Annotated in this window: 15 protein-coding genes; 9 read left to right on the top strand and 6 right to left on the bottom strand. The window is 62.2% G+C overall.

Annotated features, from left to right (window positions below; genetic code table 11):
• Positions 1–42 precede the first annotated feature (42 nt).
• The 4 genes from BS629_RS12010 to BS629_RS11995 all read left to right on the top strand — a co-directional run bounded on the left by BS629_RS12010 (position 43) and on the right by BS629_RS11995 (position 4,946).
• A complete protein-coding gene (locus BS629_RS12010) occupies positions 43–2,001 on the top strand; it encodes a bifunctional metallophosphatase/5'-nucleotidase (RefSeq protein WP_018517637.1) in 1,959 nt (652 codons plus the stop codon).
• 125 nt (positions 2,002–2,126) lie between these two features.
• Complete coding sequence (gene hemH, locus BS629_RS12005) at positions 2,127–3,161, top strand: ferrochelatase (protein WP_018243529.1); 1,035 nt, start codon at positions 2,127–2,129, stop codon at positions 3,159–3,161.
• A gap of 285 nt (positions 3,162–3,446) precedes the next feature.
• On the top strand, positions 3,447–4,487 hold the full coding sequence (locus BS629_RS12000) for an SPFH domain-containing protein (protein ID WP_003542866.1): 1,041 nt from the start codon (positions 3,447–3,449) through the stop codon (positions 4,485–4,487).
• A 3-nt stretch (positions 4,488–4,490) separates the two neighbouring features.
• The gene (locus tag BS629_RS11995; RefSeq protein WP_018243530.1) at positions 4,491–4,946 is read left to right on the top strand and encodes an NfeD family protein; all 456 of its coding nucleotides are present in this window, start codon (positions 4,491–4,493) and stop codon (positions 4,944–4,946) included.
• Positions 4,947–4,960: 14 nt separating this feature from the next.
• Here BS629_RS11995 and BS629_RS11990 read toward each other — a convergent pair whose 3' ends face one another.
• The gene (locus BS629_RS11990) at positions 4,961–5,956 is read right to left on the bottom strand and encodes a KpsF/GutQ family sugar-phosphate isomerase (protein WP_018243531.1); all 996 of its coding nucleotides are present in this window, start codon (positions 5,954–5,956) and stop codon (positions 4,961–4,963) included.
• Positions 5,957–6,099: 143 nt separating this feature from the next.
• Here BS629_RS11990 and BS629_RS11985 point away from each other — a divergent pair, with 143 nt between their 5' ends.
• The gene (locus tag BS629_RS11985) at positions 6,100–7,638 is read left to right on the top strand and encodes an outer membrane beta-barrel protein (protein WP_018243532.1); all 1,539 of its coding nucleotides are present in this window, start codon (positions 6,100–6,102) and stop codon (positions 7,636–7,638) included.
• A gap of 71 nt (positions 7,639–7,709) precedes the next feature.
• Here the strand turns inward: BS629_RS11985 and galU are convergent, their stop codons facing one another.
• Entirely contained in the window at positions 7,710–8,597 is an 888-nt protein-coding gene (galU, locus tag BS629_RS11980; RefSeq protein WP_018072820.1) for a UTP--glucose-1-phosphate uridylyltransferase GalU, read from the bottom strand.
• A 204-nt stretch (positions 8,598–8,801) separates the two neighbouring features.
• On the opposite strand from galU, the gene BS629_RS11975 reads away from it, so the two are divergent.
• Both BS629_RS11975 and BS629_RS11970 read left to right on the top strand, forming a co-directional pair.
• Positions 8,802–10,025 carry a lytic murein transglycosylase gene (locus BS629_RS11975; protein WP_018243533.1) on the top strand — a complete coding sequence of 408 codons (1,224 nt, stop codon included), beginning with the start codon at positions 8,802–8,804 and terminating at the stop codon, positions 10,023–10,025.
• Positions 10,026–10,199: 174 nt separating this feature from the next.
• Positions 10,200–11,432, top strand: coding sequence for an SGNH/GDSL hydrolase family protein (locus tag BS629_RS11970; protein WP_018243534.1), 1,233 nt, complete (start codon positions 10,200–10,202; stop codon positions 11,430–11,432).
• Positions 11,433–11,469: 37 nt separating this feature from the next.
• Here the strand turns inward: BS629_RS11970 and BS629_RS11965 are convergent, their stop codons facing one another.
• The 3 genes from BS629_RS11965 to gltB all read right to left on the bottom strand — a co-directional run bounded on the left by BS629_RS11965 (position 11,470) and on the right by gltB (position 18,777).
• On the bottom strand, positions 11,470–12,102 hold the full coding sequence (locus BS629_RS11965; protein ID WP_018243535.1) for a hypothetical protein: 633 nt from the start codon (positions 12,100–12,102) through the stop codon (positions 11,470–11,472).
• A 268-nt stretch (positions 12,103–12,370) separates the two neighbouring features.
• Positions 12,371–13,825 (bottom strand): glutamate synthase subunit beta, encoded by a 1,455-nt coding sequence (locus BS629_RS11960; protein WP_026188524.1) that lies wholly within the window; start codon positions 13,823–13,825, stop codon positions 12,371–12,373.
• 227 nt (positions 13,826–14,052) lie between these two features.
• Positions 14,053–18,777: a glutamate synthase large subunit gene (gltB, locus tag BS629_RS11955; protein ID WP_184328252.1), complete on the bottom strand. Its 4,725-nt coding sequence runs from the start codon at positions 18,775–18,777 to the stop codon at positions 14,053–14,055.
• A gap of 538 nt (positions 18,778–19,315) precedes the next feature.
• On the opposite strand from gltB, the gene BS629_RS11950 reads away from it, so the two are divergent.
• Positions 19,316–20,368: a threonine aldolase family protein gene (locus tag BS629_RS11950; protein WP_018243538.1), complete on the top strand. Its 1,053-nt coding sequence runs from the start codon at positions 19,316–19,318 to the stop codon at positions 20,366–20,368.
• A gap of 55 nt (positions 20,369–20,423) precedes the next feature.
• Here BS629_RS11950 and BS629_RS11945 read toward each other — a convergent pair whose 3' ends face one another.
• Positions 20,424–21,278, bottom strand: a complete 855-nt coding sequence (locus tag BS629_RS11945; RefSeq protein WP_018243539.1) for a LysR substrate-binding domain-containing protein — start codon at positions 21,276–21,278, stop codon at positions 20,424–20,426.
• Positions 21,279–21,323: 45 nt separating this feature from the next.
• Here BS629_RS11945 and BS629_RS11940 point away from each other — a divergent pair, with 45 nt between their 5' ends.
• Positions 21,324–22,373 (top strand): bile acid:sodium symporter family protein, encoded by a 1,050-nt coding sequence (locus tag BS629_RS11940; RefSeq protein ID WP_018243540.1) that lies wholly within the window; start codon positions 21,324–21,326, stop codon positions 22,371–22,373.
• The last annotated feature ends 16 nt before the right edge of the window (positions 22,374–22,389 follow it).

The following is a 22,389-nucleotide window of genomic DNA, read 5'->3' as shown; positions in this document are numbered from 1 at the left end:
GAGGATCAAGGGGGATTCTTCGCCTCAATCAGGAGAACAGGGATGACGAAGTCTTTCAGCTTCGGTCTTTTGACCGCGTCCATGCTGGCGCTGAGCGCGGGCGCCGCCTTTGCGGATTACGAACTCAATATTCTTCATATCAACGATTTCCATTCACGCATCGAATCGATCAACAAGTTCGACTCCACCTGCTCGGCAGAGGAGGAAGGCAAGAAGGAATGCTTCGGCGGCGCCGCCCGCCTGAAGACCGCGATCGACCAGCGTCGTCAGGCGCTATCGGGCAAGAATGTCCTCCTCCTCAATGCCGGCGACAATTTCCAGGGCTCGCTCTTCTACACGACCTACAAGGGAGCGGCCGAAGCCGAATTCCTGAACCTGATGAAGTTCGACGCCATGACCGTCGGCAATCATGAATTCGACGACAGCGAGGATGGGCTTGCGACCTTCCTCGACAAGGTGCAGTTCCCCGTCGTGACGGCGAATGTCAAGGCGACAGCCGCCTCCAAGCTCGGCGACCGCATCAAGCCCTCGCTGGTGCTCGATGTTGGTGGCCAGAAGATCGGCATCGTCGGCGCCGTCACCAATGATACGGCAGAGCTTTCCTCCCCCGGCCCGAACGTGACGATCGCCGATGACGTCCAGGCCATTACTTCAGCCGTTCAGGATCTGAAGAGCCAGGGCGTCAACAAGATCATCGCGCTGACCCATGTCGGTTATCCCCGCGATCTCGCCCTGATCGCCAAGATCCCGGATGTCGATATCGTCGTCGGCGGCCATTCCCACAGCCTGCTCTCCAACACCGACCCCAAGGCCGAAGGCCCCTACCCGACGATGGTCGACAATCCCGGCGGCTATCAAGTGCCGGTCGTCCAGGCCGCCTCCTACAGCAAGTATCTCGGCGACCTCGTCGTCAATTTCGACGATAGCGGCGTCGTCAAGGATGCCAAGGGCGATCCGATCCTGATCGATTCCACCTTTACGCCCGATCCGGCCGTCATCACCCGCATTGCCGAACTGGCAAAGCCGATCGAGGAATTGCGCAAGAAGGTGATCGGCTCTTCCGAAAGCCCGATCGAAGGCGACCGCAAGGTCTGCCGCGTCAAGGAATGCTCGATGGGCAATCTGGTGGCCGATGCCATGCTCGATCGCACCAAGAATCAGGGCGTCACCATCGCCGTTCAGAACGGCGGCGGCCTGCGTGCTTCAATCGATGGCGGCGAGGTCACCCAGGGCGAGGTCATCACCGTCCTGCCGTTCCAGAACACGCTCGCCACGTTTGAGCTGACCGGCGCAAACGTCGTCAAGGCGCTCGAAAACGGCGTCAGCCAGATCGACCAGGGCGCCGGCCGTTTCCCCCAGGTCGCCGGCCTCAAATTCTCCTTCGACCAGTCGAAGCCCGTCGGCAGCCGTGTCAGCGATGTGCAGGTGAAGGACGGCGACAATTTCGCTCCGATCGATCCGGCCAAGACCTACAAGGTCGCGACCAACAACTTCATGCGGGCCGGCGGCGACGGTTATTCGATCTTTAAGGAAGGCCAGAACGCTTATGATTTCGGCCCGGATCTTGCAGATGTGACCGCCGAATACGTCGCCGCGCATTCGCCTTACAAGCCATACACGGATGGCCGCGTCACGGAATTGGCGCAGGCAGCGCCCGCTCCTTCCGCTTCCGAGCCTGCGCCTGCCGCACCGGCTGCTCCGGCCCCCTCCACCGAACCCACCCCTGCACCGGCCGCTCCTGCTCCATCCACAGAGCCGGCTCCCGCACCCGCTGTACCTGCTGCCCCGGCACCAGCAGCACCGGCCCCTGCGCCGGCAGCCTCCGCACCTGCCGCAACGACGCCTTCTACCCACGTCATCGCCGCGGGCGACACCTTCTGGGATCTCGCCGTGACCTTCTATGGCGACGGCACGTTGTGGCGGAAGCTTTCGGATGCCAACGGCAAGCCGAACCCGCGTCACCTGACGGTCGGCAAGGAGATCGAGGTCCCTGCCAAGTAAGACGATTTGTCCCGATGTCACTGGCCGGCCCGGGGTTTCCCGGGCCGGTTTTTGTTTCTATAGGGTGAACCACGATCTCTAGGCTGCGTATGAGCCGAAGAGACAGAAAGAGCTTTGGGACCAGAATGACAGCAGATATTTCACTCCGCCCGGCGGACCATCCGGCCGTCAAGTCAGGCAAGGTCGGTGTCCTGCTGGTCAATCTCGGCACGCCTGATGGCACCGACTATACCTCGATGCGCCGCTATCTCAGGGAATTCCTCACCGATCGCCGCGTAATCGAATGGTCGCCCTGGAAGTGGTATCCGATCCTGTTCGGCATCGTCCTCAACACCCGCCCGCAGAAGGTCGGCAAGGCCTATGAGCTGATCTGGAACAAGGAGAAGAACGAAAGTTATCTACGCACCTACACCCGCAATCAGTCGGAGCTGATGGCCGCGCGCCTGAAGGATCTTGATAACGTCAAGGTCGATTGGGCGATGCGCTACGGCACCCCGTCGATTGCCTCGCGCATCGACGCGCTGAAAGAAGAGGGTTGCGACCGTATCGTGCTCTTCCCGCTTTATCCGCAATATGCGGCGGCGACGACCGCCACCGTCAACGACAAGGCCTTCCAGAAGCTGCTCTCGATGCGCTGGCAGCCGGCGCTACGCACCGTTCCCGCCTATCATGACGACGAGACCTATATCGAGGCGCTCGCCACGTCGGTCGAGAGGCATCTTTCGACCCTCGACTGGAAGCCGGAGATGCTGCTCGCCTCCTTCCACGGCATTCCAATGTCCTATTTCAAACAGGGCGACCCCTACTACTGTCAATGCCAGAAGACCGGCCGGCTGCTGCGCGAGCGGCTCGGGCTGACCAAGGAAAACTTCATGGTCACCTTCCAATCCCGCTTCGGGCCGGAGGAATGGCTACAGCCCTATACCGACAAGACGGTGGAGAAGCTCGCCAAGGACGGCGTCAAGCGCATCGCCGTCATCAATCCCGGCTTCGTCTCCGACTGTCTGGAGACGCTGGAGGAAATCGCCGAGCAGGCGGCCCATTCCTTCCATGAGAACGGCGGCGATAAGTTCGCGCATATTCCCTGCCTCAACGACGGCGAGGACGGCATGAAGGTGCTGGAAAAGGTCGTCCGTCGCGAATTGCAGGGCTGGGTCTGAGAGCCCCACTCAGAAAGCGGCGTCGGACGAGGAGCTAAAGCATGTCGCGCAAAACTGTGCAGCGGTTTTGCGATAACCAAATGCGTAGAAACAAAGACATAAAGCGCGGGAGCGAATCTGAAAGATCGCGATGCGCTTTAGCAACCGCCCAATGAATTAACCGAAACGGAACCTCCTTTTCACTTGCAGCCCGGGCGGTTGCGCCCTCATTTCTTCCTCGCAAATAACGTGCTAACTCACCACATGAGTTGGGCAGGCGCGCATGCGCCGATAGGAGGAATTTTCATGCTGTTCGGCGGCTTCGACATCGTCGTGATCGTGCTGGTCATCTTCGTTATCCTAGTGCTCTTTGCCGGGATCAAGACCGTGCCGCAGGGCTACCGCTATACGATCGAGCGCTTCGGGCGTTATACCCGCACGCTGGAGCCTGGCCTCAACCTCATCACCCCCTTCATCGAGCGTGTCGGCGCCAAGTTGAACGTGATGGAACAGGTGCTGAACGTGCCGACCCAGGAGGTGATCACCAAGGATAATGCCTCGGTTTCGGCCGATGCCGTCTCTTTCTATCAGGTGCTGAATGCTGCCCAGGCCGCCTATCAGGTCTCCAACCTCGAAAACGCCATCCTCAATCTCACCATGACCAACATCCGCTCGGTCATGGGTTCGATGGATCTCGACGAACTGCTCTCCAACCGTGATGCGATCAACGACCGGCTGCTGCGTGTCGTCGACGAAGCCGTGCATCCCTGGGGCATCAAGGTCACCCGTGTCGAGATCAAGGACATCCAGCCGCCGCGCGACCTCGTTGATGCGATGGCCCGCCAGATGAAGGCCGAGCGCGAGAAGAGGGCGCAGGTGCTGGAGGCCGAAGGCTCGCGCAACGCGCAGATCCTCAGGGCCGAAGGTGCCAAACAATCCGCCATTCTCCAGGCCGAAGGCCAGCGCGAGGCCGCCTTTCGCAACGCCGAAGCCCGCGAACGTCTAGCCGAGGCCGAAGCCAAGGCAACGAAGATGGTCTCCGAGGCGATCGCCGCCGGCGACATCCAGGCGATCAACTATTTCGTCGCGCAGAAATACACCGAAGCGCTGACCTCGATCGGTTCGGCGCCCAATTCCAAGATCGTGATGATGCCGATGGAAGCGTCTTCCATCCTAAGCTCGCTCGGCGGCATTGGCGCCATTGCCCGCGAAGTCTTCGGCGATGCCGGCAGCAGCCCGTCGACGCCACTACCCGTGCCGCCGCGCCCGCGCCCCGCACCGGCACGCTCGACGCCGCCGATCAATCCGTCGACCCCCAATCCTTTCAATCCCGAGCAGGAGCGATAAGCCATGCTGGCGAAGATCGTCACCGAACTCGGTCCATGGAGTTGGTGGGTCGCAGGGCTCGTGCTGCTTGCCGCCGAGATGATTGTTCCCGGCTTCTTCCTGGTCTGGATCGGCCTTGCCGCCTTGATCGTCGGCGCGCTATCGCTACTCTTCTGGGACAGCGCCTTCTGGGTCTGGGAGTTGCAGGCGATTCTTTTTGCGCTTCTCGCCGTTGCCACGACCTTCGCCGGCCGCCGGCTGACGCTGCGCAATGCCACGACCGACGAGCCCTTCCTCAATCAGCGCGGCGCAAGCCTCGTCGGCCGCACCGCCACCCTGCACGAACCGATCCGCGAGGGCCGCGGCCGAATCCGCCTCGACGATACACTATGGCAGGTGATGGGACCCGACCTGCCCGTCGGAACGCAGGTGAAGGTGGTCTCGAGCAATGGCCGCGACCTCAGAGTCGAGCCCGTCTGATCGAACGAGCCTGATCAGGCGACGCCGATCCGCAGCAGGTCGTGGAAGTGCACCAGCCCGACCGGCCGGCGGTCGTCGTCGATGACGATCAGCGCGCCGATGTGATGCTGGTTGAGCAGCGCCAGCGCTGCCGTCGCCAGCACCGTCGGCTTCACCGTCTTCGGCGTCCGCGTCATGATGTCGTCGACATCAAGCTCTGAAAGATTGCGCGTGAGATTGCGCGCCATGTCGCCTTCGGTGACGATGCCGCAGAGCCGCCCATCTTCATCCAGCACCCCGACGCAGCCGAAATGCTTGCGCGACAGCACGGTGATCGCCTCCGGCATCGGTGTGCCCTTGGCAACGAGCGGCAGCCGCTCGCCGGTATGCATGACATCGGCGACATGCATCAGGCTCGCACCCAGCTTGCCGCCGGGATGGAAGACGTGGAAATCCGTAGCGGTAAAGCCGCGCGCCTCCAACAGCGCCACCGCCAGCGCGTCGCCGATTGCAAGCTGCATCAGCGTCGAGGTCGTCGGCGCCAGCCCATTCGGGCAGGCCTCCTGCTCGTTCGGCATCAGCAGGACGATATCGGCGGCGGTCGCCAGCGAGGACCCTTCGCTGCAGGTGATCGCGATCAGCGGAATGGAGAAGCGCCGCGTGAAGGAAATGATACTCTTGAGCTCGGCGCTCTCGCCACCTTTGGAAATCGCCAAGACGACGTCGTCGCGCGCAATCATGCCGAGATCGCCGTGATTGGCCTCCGCCGCATGCACGAAAAAGGCAGGCGTTCCCGTTGAGGCAAATGTCGCCGCCAGCTTGGCGCCGATATGCCCGCTCTTGCCGACGCCGGTGACGATCACGCGTCCGGAGATGTCGCCGATGACTTCGACGGCCCGTGTGAAAGGACCGGCCAAGCCATCGTCAAAGGCCTGTTCGAGCGCTTCAAGACCGCGTCTTTCGGTCTCTACCGTGCGTTTTGCCGACTCGAGCACGCTGTTTTCAACGAGGTTTATCGCTCTTCTGATCATGAAGTTGCGTTAGACCTTTTCACTTTCCAAGTCCACCCCGCAGTCTTTCCGAATTGTGAACAGCGCCGGCCGCCGGCAACGAATGGTTAACCACAAGGCTTTACCTTTGGGTAAGAACCGAAAGCATGTCAGGCGCGAATTGCATGGGCCAGCCAAAACAGACGAGCAGTGTGACGCCGCTCCGCGCCATGAGCTGTGCCGTCTCATTTGCCGTGCTCACTGGCCTGCTTCTCAGCCAGACGGCAGCCTTCGCGCAGTCCGCCTCGCAGCCCGCAAACAGCCGCTCCGCCACCTCTCAGGACAACCACGCCACCAACAATGCGGCATCCGCCGCCGGTTTCGATGACGAGACCGACGATACCGCCACTCCTGCGGCAAACGGCGCGACTGCGAACGCGGACGGTGCCCAGCAGCGGCCCGCCATACCGGATGCCCAAGCCGGCGACGACATTACCGGCTCCATCCTCGACGAGGACATCCGCCGGCTGAACACCCGTGAAGCGCCGGTCGATGAGGCACTGCCGCGCCGCAGGGCTGCCGAAGGCGCCTCGACAGAGGAAACGCCGGGAATCCCGATCGGCACGTTTGTGCTCCGCCCGAGCGTCACCCAGAGCATCAACACCGAGACCACCAAGGACGACAATACGACGCAGCGGCGCGCCTTTCTCGAAACCGATGCGGCAGCGACCCTGACCTCGGACTGGGGCCGGCATCAGTTGACCGTGACCTCGGAAGGCGCCTGGCAGAAGAATGTCAGCGGCGAGGGTGAGGAACAGCCTTCCTTCAAGCTCAACAGCGACCTCAGGCTGGATCTTCCCGACGATACGACCGCGCACCTGACCGCTGGCTATAATTTCTACCGCGAGGATACGGACGATCCCGACGCCATCGCCAACGCCGCGCAGCAGTCGGACGTCCAGGAATTTTCGGCCGGCGCCTCCGTCCAGCGCGATTTTGGCATCCTGCGCGGCACGACTGCACTTGCGCTGACACGCTCGATCTATTCGGACGCTAAACTCTCGAACGGCACGACCGTCTCCCTCAGCGACCGCAATCAGACGACGGGCACGTTGCGTGGCCGTGTGGGCTACGAACTGTCACCCGCGCTCATCCCCTTCATCGAGGCCAACATCGGCCGCACGGTCTATGACGAAACGCAAGACTCCGCCGGCTACGAGCGTTCGGGCCATAGCTACGGCGCCAAGGCCGGCGTCGAGGTCGATCTCGGTGAAAAGCTGAAGGGCGAAGTCGGTGTCGGCTACGAGATGGCGGATTTCGAAGACAGCCGGCTATCCTCGATCGATACGGCCACACTCGATGCAAGCCTGCTCTGGTCGCCGATCCGCGGCACCGATGTCAACCTCGACCTGCAGACGAGCATCCAGCCCTCGACCACGGCGGGCGAAAGCGGCTACGTTTCGCACGCGCTGACGACGACGGTCACCCACCAGTTGCGCGACAATCTGGTCGGCACGATGATCGGTGGCGTAATATGGCGCGATTATCCGACGGATAGCACCATCAACGACGAGCTCGTCTATACCGCTGCGACCGGCCTTACCTGGAACATCAACCGCTATCTCGATCTCACCAGCACACTCGGCTACGAGCTGACGACGCGCAAGGAAGGAAGCGATTCGCAGCAATGGCGAGCCGGCGTCGGTCTCAAGCTGAAACGCTAAGAATGACGACCAAAATAGAGCGCCGCGTATCTGTTGGGACACGCGGCGCTCTATTACATTGAATCTACAACTTATTTCAGGCCGGCAAGCAGTTCCCTGAAGCCGCCTTCGACGGAGGGGCGGATATCGGCGCGTTCGAGGGCGAAGGCGACGTTTGCCAGGATGAAACCGTCCTTGGCGCCGCAGTCGTAGGTCGCGCCGCGGAAGTGGTAACCGGCGAAATCCTGTTCCTTCAGCAGCTTTAGCATGCCGTCGGTAAGCTGGATCTCGTTGCCGGCGCCGCGCTCCTGGGTTTCGAGGATCTTGAAGATCTCCGGCTGCAGGATGTAGCGGCCGTTGATGAAGAAGTTGGAAGGCGCAGTCCCCTTGGCGGGCTTTTCCACCATGCCGGTGATACGGAAACCGTCGCCGATCGCCTCGCCAACGCCGACGATGCCGTATTTATGCGCTTGGTCGGGCGCGCATTCCTCGACGGCGATGATATTGCCGCCGCTCTGGCCGTAGAGGTCGATCATGCCCTTCATGCAGCCCTTGTCGCCCTTCATGATCATATCGGGCAGCAGCAGTGCGAAGGGTTCGTCGCCGACGATCTCGCGGGCGCACCAGACCGCATGGCCGAGGCCGAGCGGCTCCTGCTGACGGGTGAAGCTCACCGTGCCGGCCTTCGGCAATTGCTGGGCGAGAAGGGTGATTTCAGCCTTCTTGGCGCGCTCGCGCAGCGTCTGTTCCAACTCGAAATGGATGTCGAAATAATCTTCAATGACGTGCTTGTTGCGTCCGGTGACGAAGACCAGATGTTCGATCCCGGCCTCGATCGCCTCATCGACGACATATTGAATGATTGGCTTGTCGACGACGGTCAACATTTCCTTCGGAACAGCCTTTGTCGCCGGCAGGAATCGCGTTCCCAACCCGGCAACCGGAAATACTGCTTTACGAACTTTGTTGTGTTGAGCCACACCCGGCCTCCTGCTTCGATCACATCGCTTTGGAAATAGAGCTTTTTAGCTTTAACTAGTATAGAATTGCTACTGTTTTGCAAATGGTGACCGCAGCGGATCGCCATGGTAAAGATTTTGTTGACTCCGTTCCTGTAGTCTCGGGTCTGGGCGGATAGGATGTCCCGCTGCACCAGAAACTGAAGATGACGGATACGACTGTCGATGACCCAGAATCACAAAAACTCCCTTCGTGGTCTTGCTCTCGCCCTCATTGTCGCTGCCCAGGTGGCACTGGTCCCCGACAACGCGAAAGCTGATTCCCGCTTCCAGAAATGGATCGCGGATTTTTACCAAACTGCCGCTCAGAGTGGCATCAGTAAGGCAACTTATCAAAAGGCCTTTTCCGGGGTGAGCGAGCCCGATCCGACCGTGCTCGAAAAGGCCGCCTACCAGCCGGAATTCACCTCGAAGATCTGGGACTATGTCGATTCCCGCGTCAACCCCTATACCGTCAAGATCGGCCGCGAGATGGCTGCCAAGCATGCAAGGACGCTCGCTGCGATCGAGCAGCGTTTCGGCGTCGACAAGACCATTCTGCTGGCCATCTGGTCGATGGAATCGAATTATGGCGCGGTTCTCGACAAGGACGACCGGCTGCACTACGTGCCGCGCGCCCTGGCAACGCTTGCCTACGCCGATCCGAGCCGCGCCAAATTCGCCAAGAAGCAGCTGGTCGCGGCACTGAAGATCCTGCAGAACGGCGATGTGCCGGCACGCGAGATGACCGGCTCCTGGGCCGGCGCCATGGGCCACACCCAGTTCATTCCGACAAGCTACCTGCTTTATGCCGTCGATGCCGACGGCAACGGCCACCGCGACATCTGGAATTCGGTCCCCGACGCGCTGGCGACCTCGGCCAATCTCCTGATGAAGAACGGCTGGGACACCGGCAAGACCTGGGGCTACGAGGTCGTCGTTCCCGCCGCAGTCGCCAAGCAGGCCGGCAAGACCCATACGTTGGCCCAATGGGCGGCACTCGGCCTGACGCGCCCGAACGGCAAGGCCTTCCGCGAGAGCGCCACCAAAGCCATGCTGAAGATGCCGGCCGGGCCCAGTGGCCCGGGCTTCCTGATGACCGCCAACTTCTTCACCATCAAGAACTACAATGCCTCGGATAGCTACGCGCTCGCCGTCGGCTTGCTGGCCGACCAGATCGCCGGCTACGGCGGCATGCAACAGCGCTGGCCGCGCCCGGACGGCGCCCTTGATATCACCGAGAAATTCGAGCTGCAGACCCGTCTGAAGACGCTCGGCTATTACAATGGCGAGGTCGACGGCAATTTCGGGTCGGGTTCGAAGGCGGCAATATCAGCCGTCCAGTCGCGCATCGGCATGCAGCCGGACGGTGAGCCCTCGTTGCCGCTTCTGAACGCACTGCGCCGCTAGATCGGGATGATCCCGGCCGGACCGGCCGGAAATCTCAACCCGCATTTCGATCAACGAAGTAGGGCATGATACCGCCCGAAAACCCCACACACTTTTCGGCATGATGCTCTACAACAGGCCGAACCGTGACCTAGATAGTAGCGGGAGTGGACGCTGGCCTACCCTGCGTGCAAGATGCCGGCAGATGCGGAACTGCCCATGACGAAGAAAACTGATCGCACCCCAATCCGTTGGCTCGTGCTCGCCTTGGCGGCGGCTTCGCTATGCCTTGGCGCTCTTGCGCCGGTGCATGTCGCCGAAGCCCAGGAGCAGCGCTATCAGCGCCGTTCGATCCTCGATTTTTTCCTCGGCCGACGCTATCTCGACGATGCGCCGCAAGCCCCTGATGTCCAGCAGCCGAGGCGCCAGCAGCGCAAGCGCCCACCGCCACCGAAGGCCGTGGTCAATACCCGCACCGCGCCACCCTTGCGGACCGTCGAAGAGGAGCCGGCGGTGCAGAAGCTCGGTGACGCCCGAACGATCCTGATCGTCGGCGATTTCCTGGCCAGCGGCCTCGGCGACGGCCTCACCGCCGCCTTCGAGACCTCGCCAGGCGTCGTCGTCGAAGCCCGCGGCAACGTCTCCTCAGGCCTTGTCCGCGACGATTATTACGACTGGCCGGAACAGCTGCCGAAGATGATCGACGAGCTGAAGCCGGCAATGGTCGTTGTCATGATCGGCGCCAACGACCGCCAGCAGATGGTGACCGACACCGCCAAGGAGAAATTCCGCACCGATGGCTGGTTCACCGAATACCGCCGCCGTGTCCTTTCTTTCGGCAAGGAGGTCACCGGCCGCAAGATCCCGCTGCTTTGGGTCGGCCTTCCTGCCTTCGAATCCGATTCGATGACGGCCGATGCCGTCCAGATGAACCAGCTCTACCGCAACCAGGTCGAAAGCATCGGCGGCGAATTCGTCGATATCTGGGATGGTTTCGTCGACGAAAACGGCAACTTCATCGTCACCGGCTCGGATGTGAACGGCCAGCAGGTACGCCTGCGCACTTCTGATGGCATCAATCTTACCCAGGCCGGCCGGCGCAAACTTGCCTTCTATGTGGAAAAACCGGCCCGGCGCCTTCTCGGCACGCAGGCAAGCCCCGATCTGGTCCGCCTCGACTCCAGCAATCTGCCCGGTCTCGGCCTTCCCGACAATCCGGTCGAACATACCGTGCCGATCAGCCTCTCCGATCCCGATCTCGATGGCGGCGCCGAGCTTCTCGGCGCCAGGCCGCCGCCTATGGCTTTGACGCGGTCGCCGCGCGACCTCCTGGTCGAGCAGGGCGAAATGACGCCCGCACCTCCCGGCCGCGTCGATGATTACCGCCTGCCTGTGGCAAAGGCGCCGGCCGAAGTCTCGGTCAAATAAAAGAGACCGCGCGAGGCGGCCCTCCGCTTCGTCCCGTCTACTTCGCCGTCGCCTGCGGCCAGCTCAGATAATAGTAGTTCTGTCCGATCAGGCCGAAGAAGGCGTTGCTGTCGTTCGTCTGGTCGACATAGCTGCCGTTTTCCTTGACGAAGGCGCCGTCGGAGCCGCGCTCCAGATGCGCATCGAGGAAGTCGCTCCAGCCGCTGACATCAATCTCCTTGCCGGCCTTGCTCTCAGTGTCCGCCTCATCGGGATCATCGACATCCCAGGCGTTGACCGACACACCCTGCGTCGGATCGGTGATGGTGAGCGTGCCCGCTTCCAGGGCAGCCAGCATGTCGTGCGCCTTGCCGCTCTCGCCTTCGGCCGCAGCCGCATCCTGCAGCTGCTGCTTCAGCATCGACATGAAGGAGGCGCTGGTTACGTCGGCGCTATCACCCGTCGTGTCGGACTCATCAGACGTGTCGCTCTGGGCCGAAAGCGTGTCGAGCAGCCCGGAAAGGGCCTGGTTGGAAAGAAGCGAGGCAGAACTCGGATCGAGCCCGTAGCTGCTCAGAATGCTGGCGGCCGACGAACTCTGCGTGTCCTGCGAGCTGTCGTCGGAGCCGCGGAGGTTTTTCAGAGCATATTGGGCCGAAACCAGCCGCGTGCTGTCAAGTGCGGAAACCATTGGAAATGTCCTTGTCGATCATTCGCGGTCTCACGCCGCGGCCGATGGTGAAATGCGTTACGGCCAAAACGGCGGGGCATCTCCGCTTCGGTCGCCGCCGGCTCCTCCTGAGCCCGCGTCCGGCGAAAAATCTCGCTTCCAGGCATTGCCTGAGGCTTGCGGCGCACAGCCTCCGCGTCAAGCCGTCGCACTACAGCGCGGCGCACCATGAAAAAACTCCGCCGGAGGGGCGGAGTTCGTGGTCTTCGGGAAGGTGTGCGGCCGACGGTCAGTTCGGCAGAACGGTCGAACCCATCAATTCCTCGTCGATGGCGCGCGCTGCCTGGCGGCCTTCACGGATCGCCCAGACCACCAGCGACTGGCCGCGGCGCACGTCACCCGCCGTCCAGAACTTGTCGACCGAAGTCTTGTAGTCGCGATCGTTGGCGACGACGTTGGTCGAGCCGCGCTTGTCGGTGTTGAGCGTCAGCTTGCCCTCCAGCTCCTTCAGCACGCTGCCGGTGAACGGCCCGCGGAAACCGATGGCGATGAAGGCGAGATCGGCCCGGATGACGAATTCCGTACCTGGAACCGGCCGCCGGCGTTCGTCGACCTCGCAGCACTTGACGCCGGTGAGCACACCGTCTTCGCCGACAAATTCAAGAGTCGCCACCTGGAATTCACGGACGGCACCCTCGGCCTGTGAGGAGGAGGTTCGCATCTTCGTCGCCCAGAAGGGCCAGACGGCAAGCTTGTCTTCCTTCTCCGGCGGCTGCGGCCGAATGTCGAGCTGTGTGACCTTGACGGCTCCCTGGCGGAAGGCCGTGCCGACGCAGTCCGAAGCCGTATCGCCGCCGCCGACGACGACGATATGTTTGGCGCCGGCAAGGATCGGGTCCGACGGCCAGCCGACGCTGTCGATGTTCTCCCGCCCGACGCGGCGGTTTTGCTGCACCAGATAGGGCATCGCATCATGCACGCCCGCAAGGTCGGTGCCCGGAATGCCCGCCTCACGCGGCGTCTCGGAGCCGCCGCAGTAAAGAACGGCGTCGTGATCGGCAAGCAACTGCTCGACCTTGACGTCGACGCCGACATTGACGCCGCAATGGAAGGTGACGCCCTCGCCCTTCATCTGTTCGACGCGGCGGTCGATGAAGTTCTTCTCCATCTTGAAATCGGGAATGCCGTAGCGCAGCAGGCCGCCCGGCTTGGTCTCGCGCTCATAGAGATGCACCTCATGGCCGGCGCGGCCGAGCTGCTGGGCAGCCGCCATGCCGGCGGGGCCGGAGCCGATGACGGCGACCTTCTTGCCGGTATGGACCGTCGCCGGCTGCGGCCGGATGAAGCCGAGCTCATAGGCCTTGTCGGCGATCGCCTGTTCGACCGTCTTGATGGCAACCGGCGCATCCTCGAGATTCAACGTGCAGGCTTCCTCGCAGGGCGCCGGGCAGACGCGACCGGTAAACTCGGGGAAGTTGTTGGTGGAATGCAGGTTCTGGATCGCCGCTTCCCAGTTGTTGTTGTAGACGAGGTCGTTCCAATCGGGAATCTGGTTGTGAACAGGGCAACCGGTCGGGCCGTGGCAATAGGGGATGCCACAGTCCATGCAGCGCGCGGCCTGTTTCTGCACTTCCGGGTCCGACATCGGGATCGTGAACTCGCGGAAATGGCGGATACGATCCGACGCCGGCTGGTATTTCGCCACCTGCCGGTCGATTTCCAGAAACCCTGTTACCTTACCCATGTTTTCGTCCCTTACCCTCATGACCGCCTCACCGCAGCCAATCTGTCTATCGTCAGTCCCGGTACCCGGGGCAAGTTGCTTGTCTTGACCGTCATTGGACCATATCCCCTGCAAGACATCCGTGCGATCTGAACAGCCTTCGCCGTCGGTATGATCGTCACGGGTCATTGAGATATTTTCGTCATCCGTCACCTGCAGTCAGCTGGTGACGGATGTCCCGGTGCAATTCATTCTGCGGCGATGCCCATCCGGCTGCGCTCCATTTCCTCGAGCGCCCGACGGTATTCGACCGGCATGACCTTGCGGAACTTCGGACGGTAGTCGGCCCAGTTGTCGAGGATCTGCGTGGCGCGGGCCGAGCCCGTATAGTGCAGATGGTTGGAGATCAGTTGGTAGAGGCGCTCCTCGTCATGGCGCGTCATGTCGCCAGAGACGTCGACGCGTCCCTTGTGCATGAGGTCACCACCGTGATGATGCAGCTTCTCCAGCATGTCGTCCTCCTCGGGCACCGGCTCGAGCTCGACCATCGCCATGTTGCAGCGGCTGGCGAAATCGCCGGTCTCATCGAGCACGTAGGCGACACCGCCGGACATGCCGGCCGCGAAGTTGCGGCCCGTGGCGCCAAGCACGACGACAACGCCACCGGTCATGTATTCGCAGCCATGGTCGCCGACACCCTCGACGATGGCGATCGCGCCCGAATTGCGCACGGCGAAACGTTCGCCTGCCACACCGCGGAAATAGCATTCGCCCTCGGTCGCACCATAAAGCACGGTGTTGCCGACGATGATCGAGTCCTCGGCCACGATCCTCGAATTCTCCGGCGGCCGGATGATGATCTTGCCGCCTGAAAGGCCCTTGCCGACATAGTCGTTGCCGTCGCCGATCAGGTTGAAAGTGACGCCGCGCGCCAGGAAGGCGCCGAAGCTCTGCCCCGCCGTGCCGCGAAGCGTCACATTGATCGTGTCTTCCTTCAGTCCGCGATGGCGGAAGCGCTTGGCGACCTCGCCGGAAAGCATTGCTCCCGCCGACCGGTCGACGTTCTTGATGCCGACCTCGAAGGCGACGGGCGTCTTGGCCGTCAGTGCCGGCTGCGCCTGCTCGATCAGCACGCGGTCGAGAATGTCGTCGATCGGGTGCTTCTGCCGGCTCGTCCAGAAGGTCTCTTCCTTGGGAGCGTCGACCTTGTGGAAGATACGGCTGAAATCGAGGCCCTTCGCCTTCCAGTGGTTCAGCATCTCGTCCTTCTCCAGAAGCTCCGAGGCGCCGATGATCTCGTCAAGCCGGGTGAACCCGAGTGAGGCGAGGATTTCGCGCACTTCGTTGGCGACGAAGAAGAAATAGTTGATGACGTGCTCCGGCGCGCCCTTGAAGCGCTTGCGCAGCACCGGATCCTGGGTCGCCACACCCACCGGACAGGTGTTGAGATGGCACTTGCGCATCATGATGCAGCCGGCGGCAATCAGCGGCGCGGTGGCAAAGCCGAACTCGTCGGCTCCAAGCAGCGCCCCGATAATGACGTCGCGGCCGGTCTTCAGCCCGCCGTCCACCTGCAGGGCGACGCGCGAGCGCAGCCCGTTCAGCACCAGCGTCTGCTGGGTTTCGGCAAGTCCGATTTCCCAAGGGCTGCCAGCATGTTTGAGCGACGTCAGCGGCGACGCACCCGTGCCGCCGTCGAAGCCGGCGACCGTGATGTGGTCGGCGCGTGCCTTGGCCACACCGGCGGCAACCGTGCCGACGCCGACTTCAGAGACGAGCTTGACCGAAACATCGGCGGTCGGGTTGACGTTCTTCAGATCGTAGATCAGCTGCGCCAGATCTTCGATGGAATAGATGTCGTGGTGCGGCGGCGGCGAAATCAGGCCGACACCCGGTGTCGAATGGCGGGTCTTGGCAACGGTCGCGTCAACCTTATGGCCCGGCAGCTGACCGCCTTCGCCAGGCTTGGCGCCTTGCGCCACCTTGATCTGCAGCACGTCGGCATTGACGAGATATTCGGTGGTCACCCCGAAGCGGCCCGACGCGATCTGCTTGATCGCCGAACGTTCCGGGTTCATCGAACCATCGGCCAGCGGCATGTAGCGGTCGGATTCCTCGCCGCCCTCGCCGGTGTTCGACTTGCCGCCGATCCGGTTCATGGCGATCGCCAGTGTCGTATGCGCCTCCCTGGAGATCGAGCCGAAGGACATCGCCCCCGTCGAGAAACGCCTGACGATATCGGCCGCCGGCTCGACCTCGTCGATCGATATCGGCTTGCGGCCAATCGCCTCGGCGCTCTTCATCTTGAAGAGCCCGCGGATCGTGTTCATGCGCAGCGCCGAATTGTTCACCATATCGGCGAATTCGCGGTAGCGATCCTCGGCATTGCCGCGCACGGCATGCTGAAGGGCGGCGACCGCATCCGGCGTCCAGGCATGGCTTTCGCCGCGCATGCGGTAGGAATATTCGCCGCCGATGTCGAGCGTCGTGGCAAGAAGCGGATCGGTGCCGAAGGCAGCGTTATGGCGAGCGACGGTTTCCGCGGCGATCGCCTCGAGGCCGACGCCTTCGATCATCGTCGCGGTTCCGAAGAAATACTTGTCGATCAGTTCCGACTGCAGGCCGATCGCATCGAAGATCTGCGCGCCGCAATAGGACTGGTAGGTCGAGATGCCCATCTTCGACATGACCTTGAGGATGCCTTTGCCGACTGCCTTGATGTAGCGGTAGACAACTTCGGAAGCATCCACTTCCTTCGGGAATTCGCCCTTGGCATGCATGTCGAGCAGCGTGTCGAAGGCGAGATAGGGGTTGATCGCCTCGGCGCCGTAGCCGGCGAGCAGGCAGAAATGATGGACCTCGCGCGGTTCGCCGGTCTCGACAACGAGACCGACCGAGGTGCGAAGCCCCTTGCGGATCAGGTGATGGTGCACGGCAGCCGTCGCCAGCAGTGCCGGAATGGCGATCCGGTCCGGCCCGATCTGACGATCGGAGAGCACGATGATGTTGTAGCCGCCCTTGACCGCCGCTTCCGCGCGCTCGCAGAGCCGGTCGAGCATCTCGGGCATGCCTTCGGCGCCACGCTCGATATCATAGGTGAAATCGAGCGTCTTGGTGTCGAAACGATCTTCCGTATGGCCGATCGAACGGATCTTCTCGAGATCGCCATTGGTCAGGATCGGCTGGCGAACCTCGAGCCGCTTGGCGTTCGCCGCGCCCTCGTGGTCGAGAATATTCGGCCGCGGCCCGATGAAGGAAACCAGGCTCATGACCAGTTCCTCGCGGATCGGGTCGATCGGCGGATTGGTCACCTGCGCGAAGTTCTGCTTGAAATAGGTGTAGAGCAGCTTCGGCTTTTCCGACATCGCCGAGATCGGCGTATCCGTGCCCATCGAGCCAATCGCCTCCTGGCCCGTCGTCGCCATCGGCGACATCAGGATGCGTGTATCCTCGAGCGTGTAGCCGAAGGCCTGCTGGCGGTCGAGCAGCGACACGTCGCGGCGCAGCGCCCGCGGCTCCACCGGCTTCAGGTCTTCGAGGATGAGCTGGGTGCGGTTGAGCCAGCTGCGATAGGGATGCGCCGTCGCAAGCTGCGACTTCACCTCGTCGTCGGAGATGATGCGGCCTTCTTCCATGTCGATCAGCAGCATCTTGCCCGGCTGCAGGCGCCACTTCTGGATGATCTTCTCCTCCGGAACCGGCAACACGCCGGCTTCGGACGCCATGATGACGCGGTCGTCATCGGTGACGAGGTAGCGCGCCGGCCGCAAGCCGTTGCGGTCGAGCGTCGCGCCGATCTGCTTGCCGTCGGTGAAGGCAACGGCAGCCGGCCCATCCCAGGGCTCCATCAGCGCCGCATGATATTCGTAGAAGGCCTTGCGTTCTGCGGCCATCGACTGATTGCCGGCCCAGGCCTCCGGGATCAGCATCATCACGGCATGCGCCATCGAATAACCGCCGCGCACCAGGAATTCGAGTGCGTTGTCGAAGCAGGCCGTGTCTGACTGCCCCTCGTAGGAGATCGGCCAGAGCTTGGAGATGTCCTCGCCGAACAGCGGCGAGGAGACCGATGCCTGGCGCGCCGCCATCCAGTTGACGTTGCCGCGCAGCGTGTTGATCTCGCCGTTATGGGCGACCATGCGGTAAGGATGCGCGAGCTTCCACGACGGGAAGGTGTTGGTCGAGAAGCGCTGGTGCACCAGGGCGACCGCGCTTTCGAAGCGCGGATCCGACAGGTCCTTGTAATAGACGCCGACCTGATAGGCCAGGAACATGCCCTTGTAGACCACCGTCGCCGACGACAGCGACACCGGATAGAAATTGCTCTCCTCGCCGTCGAACTCGTCATAGATGCGGTTGGAGATGACCTTGCGCAGCGTGAACAGCCGACGCTCGAACTCGTCGTTGTTTTCGGCATCCTCGCCGGCGCCGATGAAGACCTGCACATGATGCGGCTCGGTTGCGGCAATGGCCGGCGCCTTGGAGAGCGAGGAATTGTCGACGGGCACGTCGCGGAAGCCGATGAAGACCTGACCTTCCTCGGTGATGACGTCCTTGATCACCTTCTTGAAGTGCTCGATCTGCTTTTCATCGCGCGGCATGAAGATATGGCCGACGCCATATTCGCCGACCGGCGGCAGGGTGATGCCCTGCTCGGCCATCTCCTCGCGGAAGAAACGGTCGGGGATCTGCACCAGGATGCCGGCGCCGTCACCCATCAGCGGATCGGCGCCGACGGCGCCGCGATGCGTCAGGTTTTCAAGGATGAAAAGGCCATCCTTGACGATCTGGTGTGACTTCTGGCCCTTCATATGCGCGACGAAGCCGACGCCGCAGGCATCATGTTCGTTGCGCGGATCGTAGAGGCCCTGTTTCTTCGGCAGGCCGGAGGCGGATTTGGACATATTGGCCGTCGCGCGCAGCTCTGCAGCAGCAAACCGGTCAACTTCCATGGATGGCGTCTTCGTCATCATCTTTCCTCCTGTCGAAGCCCGCGGGGCCGCGGGCGGCTTTTCGTCCCGCGCCGCAACCCGAAGATAGGTTCGGCGCATGACAGCGCTGTTGCATTGTGAAGATCGGCCGCAGACATCTGCTTTAAAGGAAAGCAAACCGTCGCGTTCCGCGCCTGCCATTCGCCTCCGCGCGCCGCCCTTGAGGCTTGACGCTCGGAAGAACTATAGCGTGAAAGCCGTTCTGTTCCAGGGCTTTCGGCGCCTCTTCGGTCATAAAGGCCAAAATAGGACAGCAACACTGTCCTAATTCATCAGTTCTATGCCAGAAAGCATTCGGCTCTGCAAGAGCGCTCCGTCAAAAAACGTCAATTTGCGACGGAAGATTGCCTGGGTAGCGGCCATGACGAAAGAAAATTACGTTGTGCCGTATCATTTTGTTTATTAATTGCGTAGTTCAATTTCCGTGATGTGTCGCGGGCGACAACCTTGATCCTGTGAAGCTTTGGCGTAATGTCCGCTGCGGACTTGCCACCCCCTTCCTTTCTCACGGTTTCCCCACATGTTCTTTGCTTCCGATAACTGGGCCGGCGCCCACAAATCCATTGCCGAACGTCTGCTGACGGAATCGACCGGCTTTGCCGCCGCCTATGGCGCCGGCGATCTCGACAGAAAGGTCGAAGCCCGTTTTTCCGAGATCTTCGAGCGTGAGGTTTCGATCTTCTTCGTCGCTACCGGCACGGCCGCCAACTCGCTGTCGCTGGCAAGCGTCCAGCGCCCCGGCGGCATCACCTTCTGCCATTCGGAAGCCCATGTGATCGAGGATGAATGCGGTGCACCGGAATTTTTCTCCGGTGCCGCCCGTCTCGTTGCCGTTGACGGCGAAGCCGGCAAGATCGACCCGGCAAAACTTTCGGCAAAGATCGCAAGCTTTCCCGAGGACGCCGTCCATCACGGCCGCGCCAGCGCCGTGACCATCACCCAGGCGACCGAGATCGGCACCGTCTATTCCCTGCCGGAGATCGGCGAGATCGCCGCCATATCAAGGAAGCGCAATCTGCCGCTCCACATGGATGGCGCCCGCTTCGCCAACGCCCTGGTCGCACTCGGCGCCACCCCGGCCGAAATGACCTGGAGGCGCGGCGTCGACATGCTGTCCTTCGGCGGCACCAAGAACGGCTGCTGGTGTGCCGAAGCGATCATCATCTTCAATCCGGATCAAGCCCGGGAAATGCCGTTCATCCGCAAGCGCGCCGCCCAGCTTTTCTCCAAATCGCGTTTCATCGCCGCCCAGTTCGATGCCTATTTCGAAGACGGTCTCTGGCTCGATCTCGCCCGTCATTCGAACGGCATGGCCGACAGGCTGCGCGCCGGCATCGGCACGAGCAACTCGGCTCGCCTGGCCTGGCCGACCGCATCCAACGAAGTCTTTGCTGTGGTCAGCAAAAGTGCCGCAAAAATTGCGGAGGAAAAGGGGGCCAAATTTTACGAGTGGCCGGTCCCGGCGGCAACGCCCGAACTCGTTTCCGAAAGCGAAACCCTGATCCGCCTCGTCACCAGCTTCGCGACCACCGAAGCGGATGTCGATGGCTTCTTGAAGTGCCTGGCCGCCTGATCGCCTGCCGGAAAGGCCTGCCGGCCCGGCAGGCCTTTCGGTGACGGGCAAGGATTCACGCCGACCTCAGTCCCCTCACCTTTTGCAGAATATCCTCCGACAGTGCTGAAACCAGTGCCTGGTCCGCTCCCTTACGCGGCACCAGCACGAATTCCACGTCCTCCAGCACCGGAAGTTTTCCCGCAGCGATCTCCTTCAGGCCCGATGGTGCCATGCTGCGCGGCTGCACCAGCACGCCCATCCCGGCTCGCGCCGCTGCCGTCAACCCGCTCAGGCTGCCGCAGGTGCAGACGATCCGCCACGGCACCCCGTTTCGCCCGAGCGCTTCGAGCGCGATCACCCGTGTGACGCTCGGCGGCGGAAAGGCGATCAGCGGCAGAGGCCCTGAGGCGAGCACGCGCTCGGGATCGCGCGCCAGCCAGACGAGCGGCTCGCGATAGACGAGTTTTCCGCGCGCATCGCCGAGCCGACGCTTGGCGAGCACCAGATCGATCTCGCCATTGTCCTGCATCTCGTAAAGCACACCGGAAAGCGCAACCGTCAGTTCCAGGTCGACCGATGGATGCGAACGCACGAAATCCTCCAGCACCGCCGGCAGCTGGCTGGTGACGAAATCCTCCGATACGCCGAGCCGCAGACTGCCGCGCAGGCTGTTGCTCTTAAACAGCGACTGCACCTGCCCCTCGATCGAAAGCATGGCGCGCGCATGCGACAGCAGTGCCTCGCCATCGCCGGTCAACATCACCTTATGGGTGTCGCGCGCCAGCAGCCTGCGCCCGAGCGCCGTCTCCAGCCGCTGGATGTGCTGGCTGACCGTCGACTGCCCGAGGCCGAGCCTTTCTGCGGCGAGCGTGAAACTGCCCATCTGCTCGACGGCGACGAAACTGCGCAATTGCGAAAGGTCCAGCATGATCCATATTCTCGATAACTGTTATTCCTTGCATCCTGGATCATAATGGACGACAGAACAATGACTGTTTTATCACGCCGCGAGATCGCCATGCGCCGCTTTCTGCCCGATACATTCACCATCCTGCTCGTCTGCACCGTCATCCTCGCGTCGCTGCTGCCGGCAAGCGGCACATTCGCGGATTATTTCGGTATCGCCACTGACCTTGCCATCGCGCTGCTGTTCTTCCTGCATGGCGCGCGCCTGTCGCGCGACGTCGTCATATCAGGCCTGCTGCACTGGCGCCTGCATCTCGTCATCCTGCTGACCACCTTCGGCATTTTCCCGCTGCTCGGCATGGCGCTCGGGCTGATCCCCGACACGATCCTGCCGCAGCCGCTTTATCTCGGCATCCTCTTCCTCTGCGTGCTGCCGTCGACGGTGCAGTCGTCGATTGCCTTCACCTCGATGGCGGGCGGCAACGTACCGGCCGCCATCTGCTCGGCCTCGGCATCCAACATTTTCGGCATGTTCCTGACACCGCTGCTCGTCGGCCTGCTGTTTTCCGTCGGCGGCCATGGCGGCTTCTCCTTCGATGCATTAGAGCAGATCCTGCTGCAGCTGCTTGCCCCCTTCATTGTCGGCCAGATCCTGCAGCCCTGGATCGGCGACTGGATCCGCGCCAAGAAGAAGATCCTGATGCCTGTCGACCGCGGCTCGATCCTGATGGTCGTCTATCTCGCCTTCAGCACGGCGGTCGTCGAGGGCCTGTGGCACACCTTTTCGATCGCCGATATCGCCGTCGTCATCGTCGCCGACATGGTTTTGCTGGCGATTGTCCTGGTGCTGACGATGTTCGGCAGCCGCTGGCTGGGCTTCAACAAGGCCGACGAGATCACCATCACCTTCTGCGGCTCGAAGAAGAGCCTCGCGAGCGGCGTACCGATGGCGAACGTCATCTTCGCCGGCCAGTCGATCGGCGCGATCGTGCTGCCGCTGATGCTGTTCCACCAGATCCAGCTGATGGTCTGCGCCGTCATCGCCCAGAAATACGCCGCCGCTGCGGCCCGCCGTGCAACGGACAAGGAAATCGACGAAGCCGCCAGCCCGGCATGAAGCATGTCGCGCAAAA

Source organism: Rhizobium leguminosarum bv. viciae USDA 2370, from assembly GCF_002008365.1.
GTDB classification, from domain to species: domain Bacteria; phylum Pseudomonadota; class Alphaproteobacteria; order Rhizobiales; family Rhizobiaceae; genus Rhizobium; species Rhizobium leguminosarum.
Note: the sequence above shows the minus strand (reverse complement) of the source record. Positions and strands in the feature narration are given on the sequence as shown.

Coding starts and splice junctions, on each gene's coding strand:
- BS629_RS11940 (WP_018243540.1), top strand. CDS start 21,324: ATGGACGACAGAACAATGACTGTTTTATCACGCCGCGAGATCGCCATG.
- BS629_RS11945 (WP_018243539.1), bottom strand. CDS start 21,278: ATGCTGGACCTTTCGCAATTGCGCAGTTTCGTCGCCGTCGAGCAGATG.
- BS629_RS11960 (WP_026188524.1), bottom strand. CDS start 13,825: ATGGGTAAGGTAACAGGGTTTCTGGAAATCGACCGGCAGGTGGCGAAA.
- gltB (WP_184328252.1), bottom strand. CDS start 18,777: ATGATGACGAAGACGCCATCCATGGAAGTTGACCGGTTTGCTGCTGCA.
- BS629_RS11985 (WP_018243532.1), top strand. CDS start 6,100: ATGGGCCAGCCAAAACAGACGAGCAGTGTGACGCCGCTCCGCGCCATG.
- BS629_RS11990 (WP_018243531.1), bottom strand. CDS start 5,956: ATGATCAGAAGAGCGATAAACCTCGTTGAAAACAGCGTGCTCGAGTCG.
- BS629_RS11970 (WP_018243534.1), top strand. CDS start 10,200: ATGCCGGCAGATGCGGAACTGCCCATGACGAAGAAAACTGATCGCACC.
- BS629_RS12010 (WP_018517637.1), top strand. CDS start 43: ATGACGAAGTCTTTCAGCTTCGGTCTTTTGACCGCGTCCATGCTGGCG.
- BS629_RS11975 (WP_018243533.1), top strand. CDS start 8,802: ATGACCCAGAATCACAAAAACTCCCTTCGTGGTCTTGCTCTCGCCCTC.
- BS629_RS12000 (WP_003542866.1), top strand. CDS start 3,447: ATGCTGTTCGGCGGCTTCGACATCGTCGTGATCGTGCTGGTCATCTTC.
- BS629_RS11950 (WP_018243538.1), top strand. CDS start 19,316: ATGTTCTTTGCTTCCGATAACTGGGCCGGCGCCCACAAATCCATTGCC.
- BS629_RS11965 (WP_018243535.1), bottom strand. CDS start 12,102: ATGGTTTCCGCACTTGACAGCACGCGGCTGGTTTCGGCCCAATATGCT.
- hemH (WP_018243529.1), top strand. CDS start 2,127: ATGACAGCAGATATTTCACTCCGCCCGGCGGACCATCCGGCCGTCAAG.
- BS629_RS11995 (WP_018243530.1), top strand. CDS start 4,491: ATGCTGGCGAAGATCGTCACCGAACTCGGTCCATGGAGTTGGTGGGTC.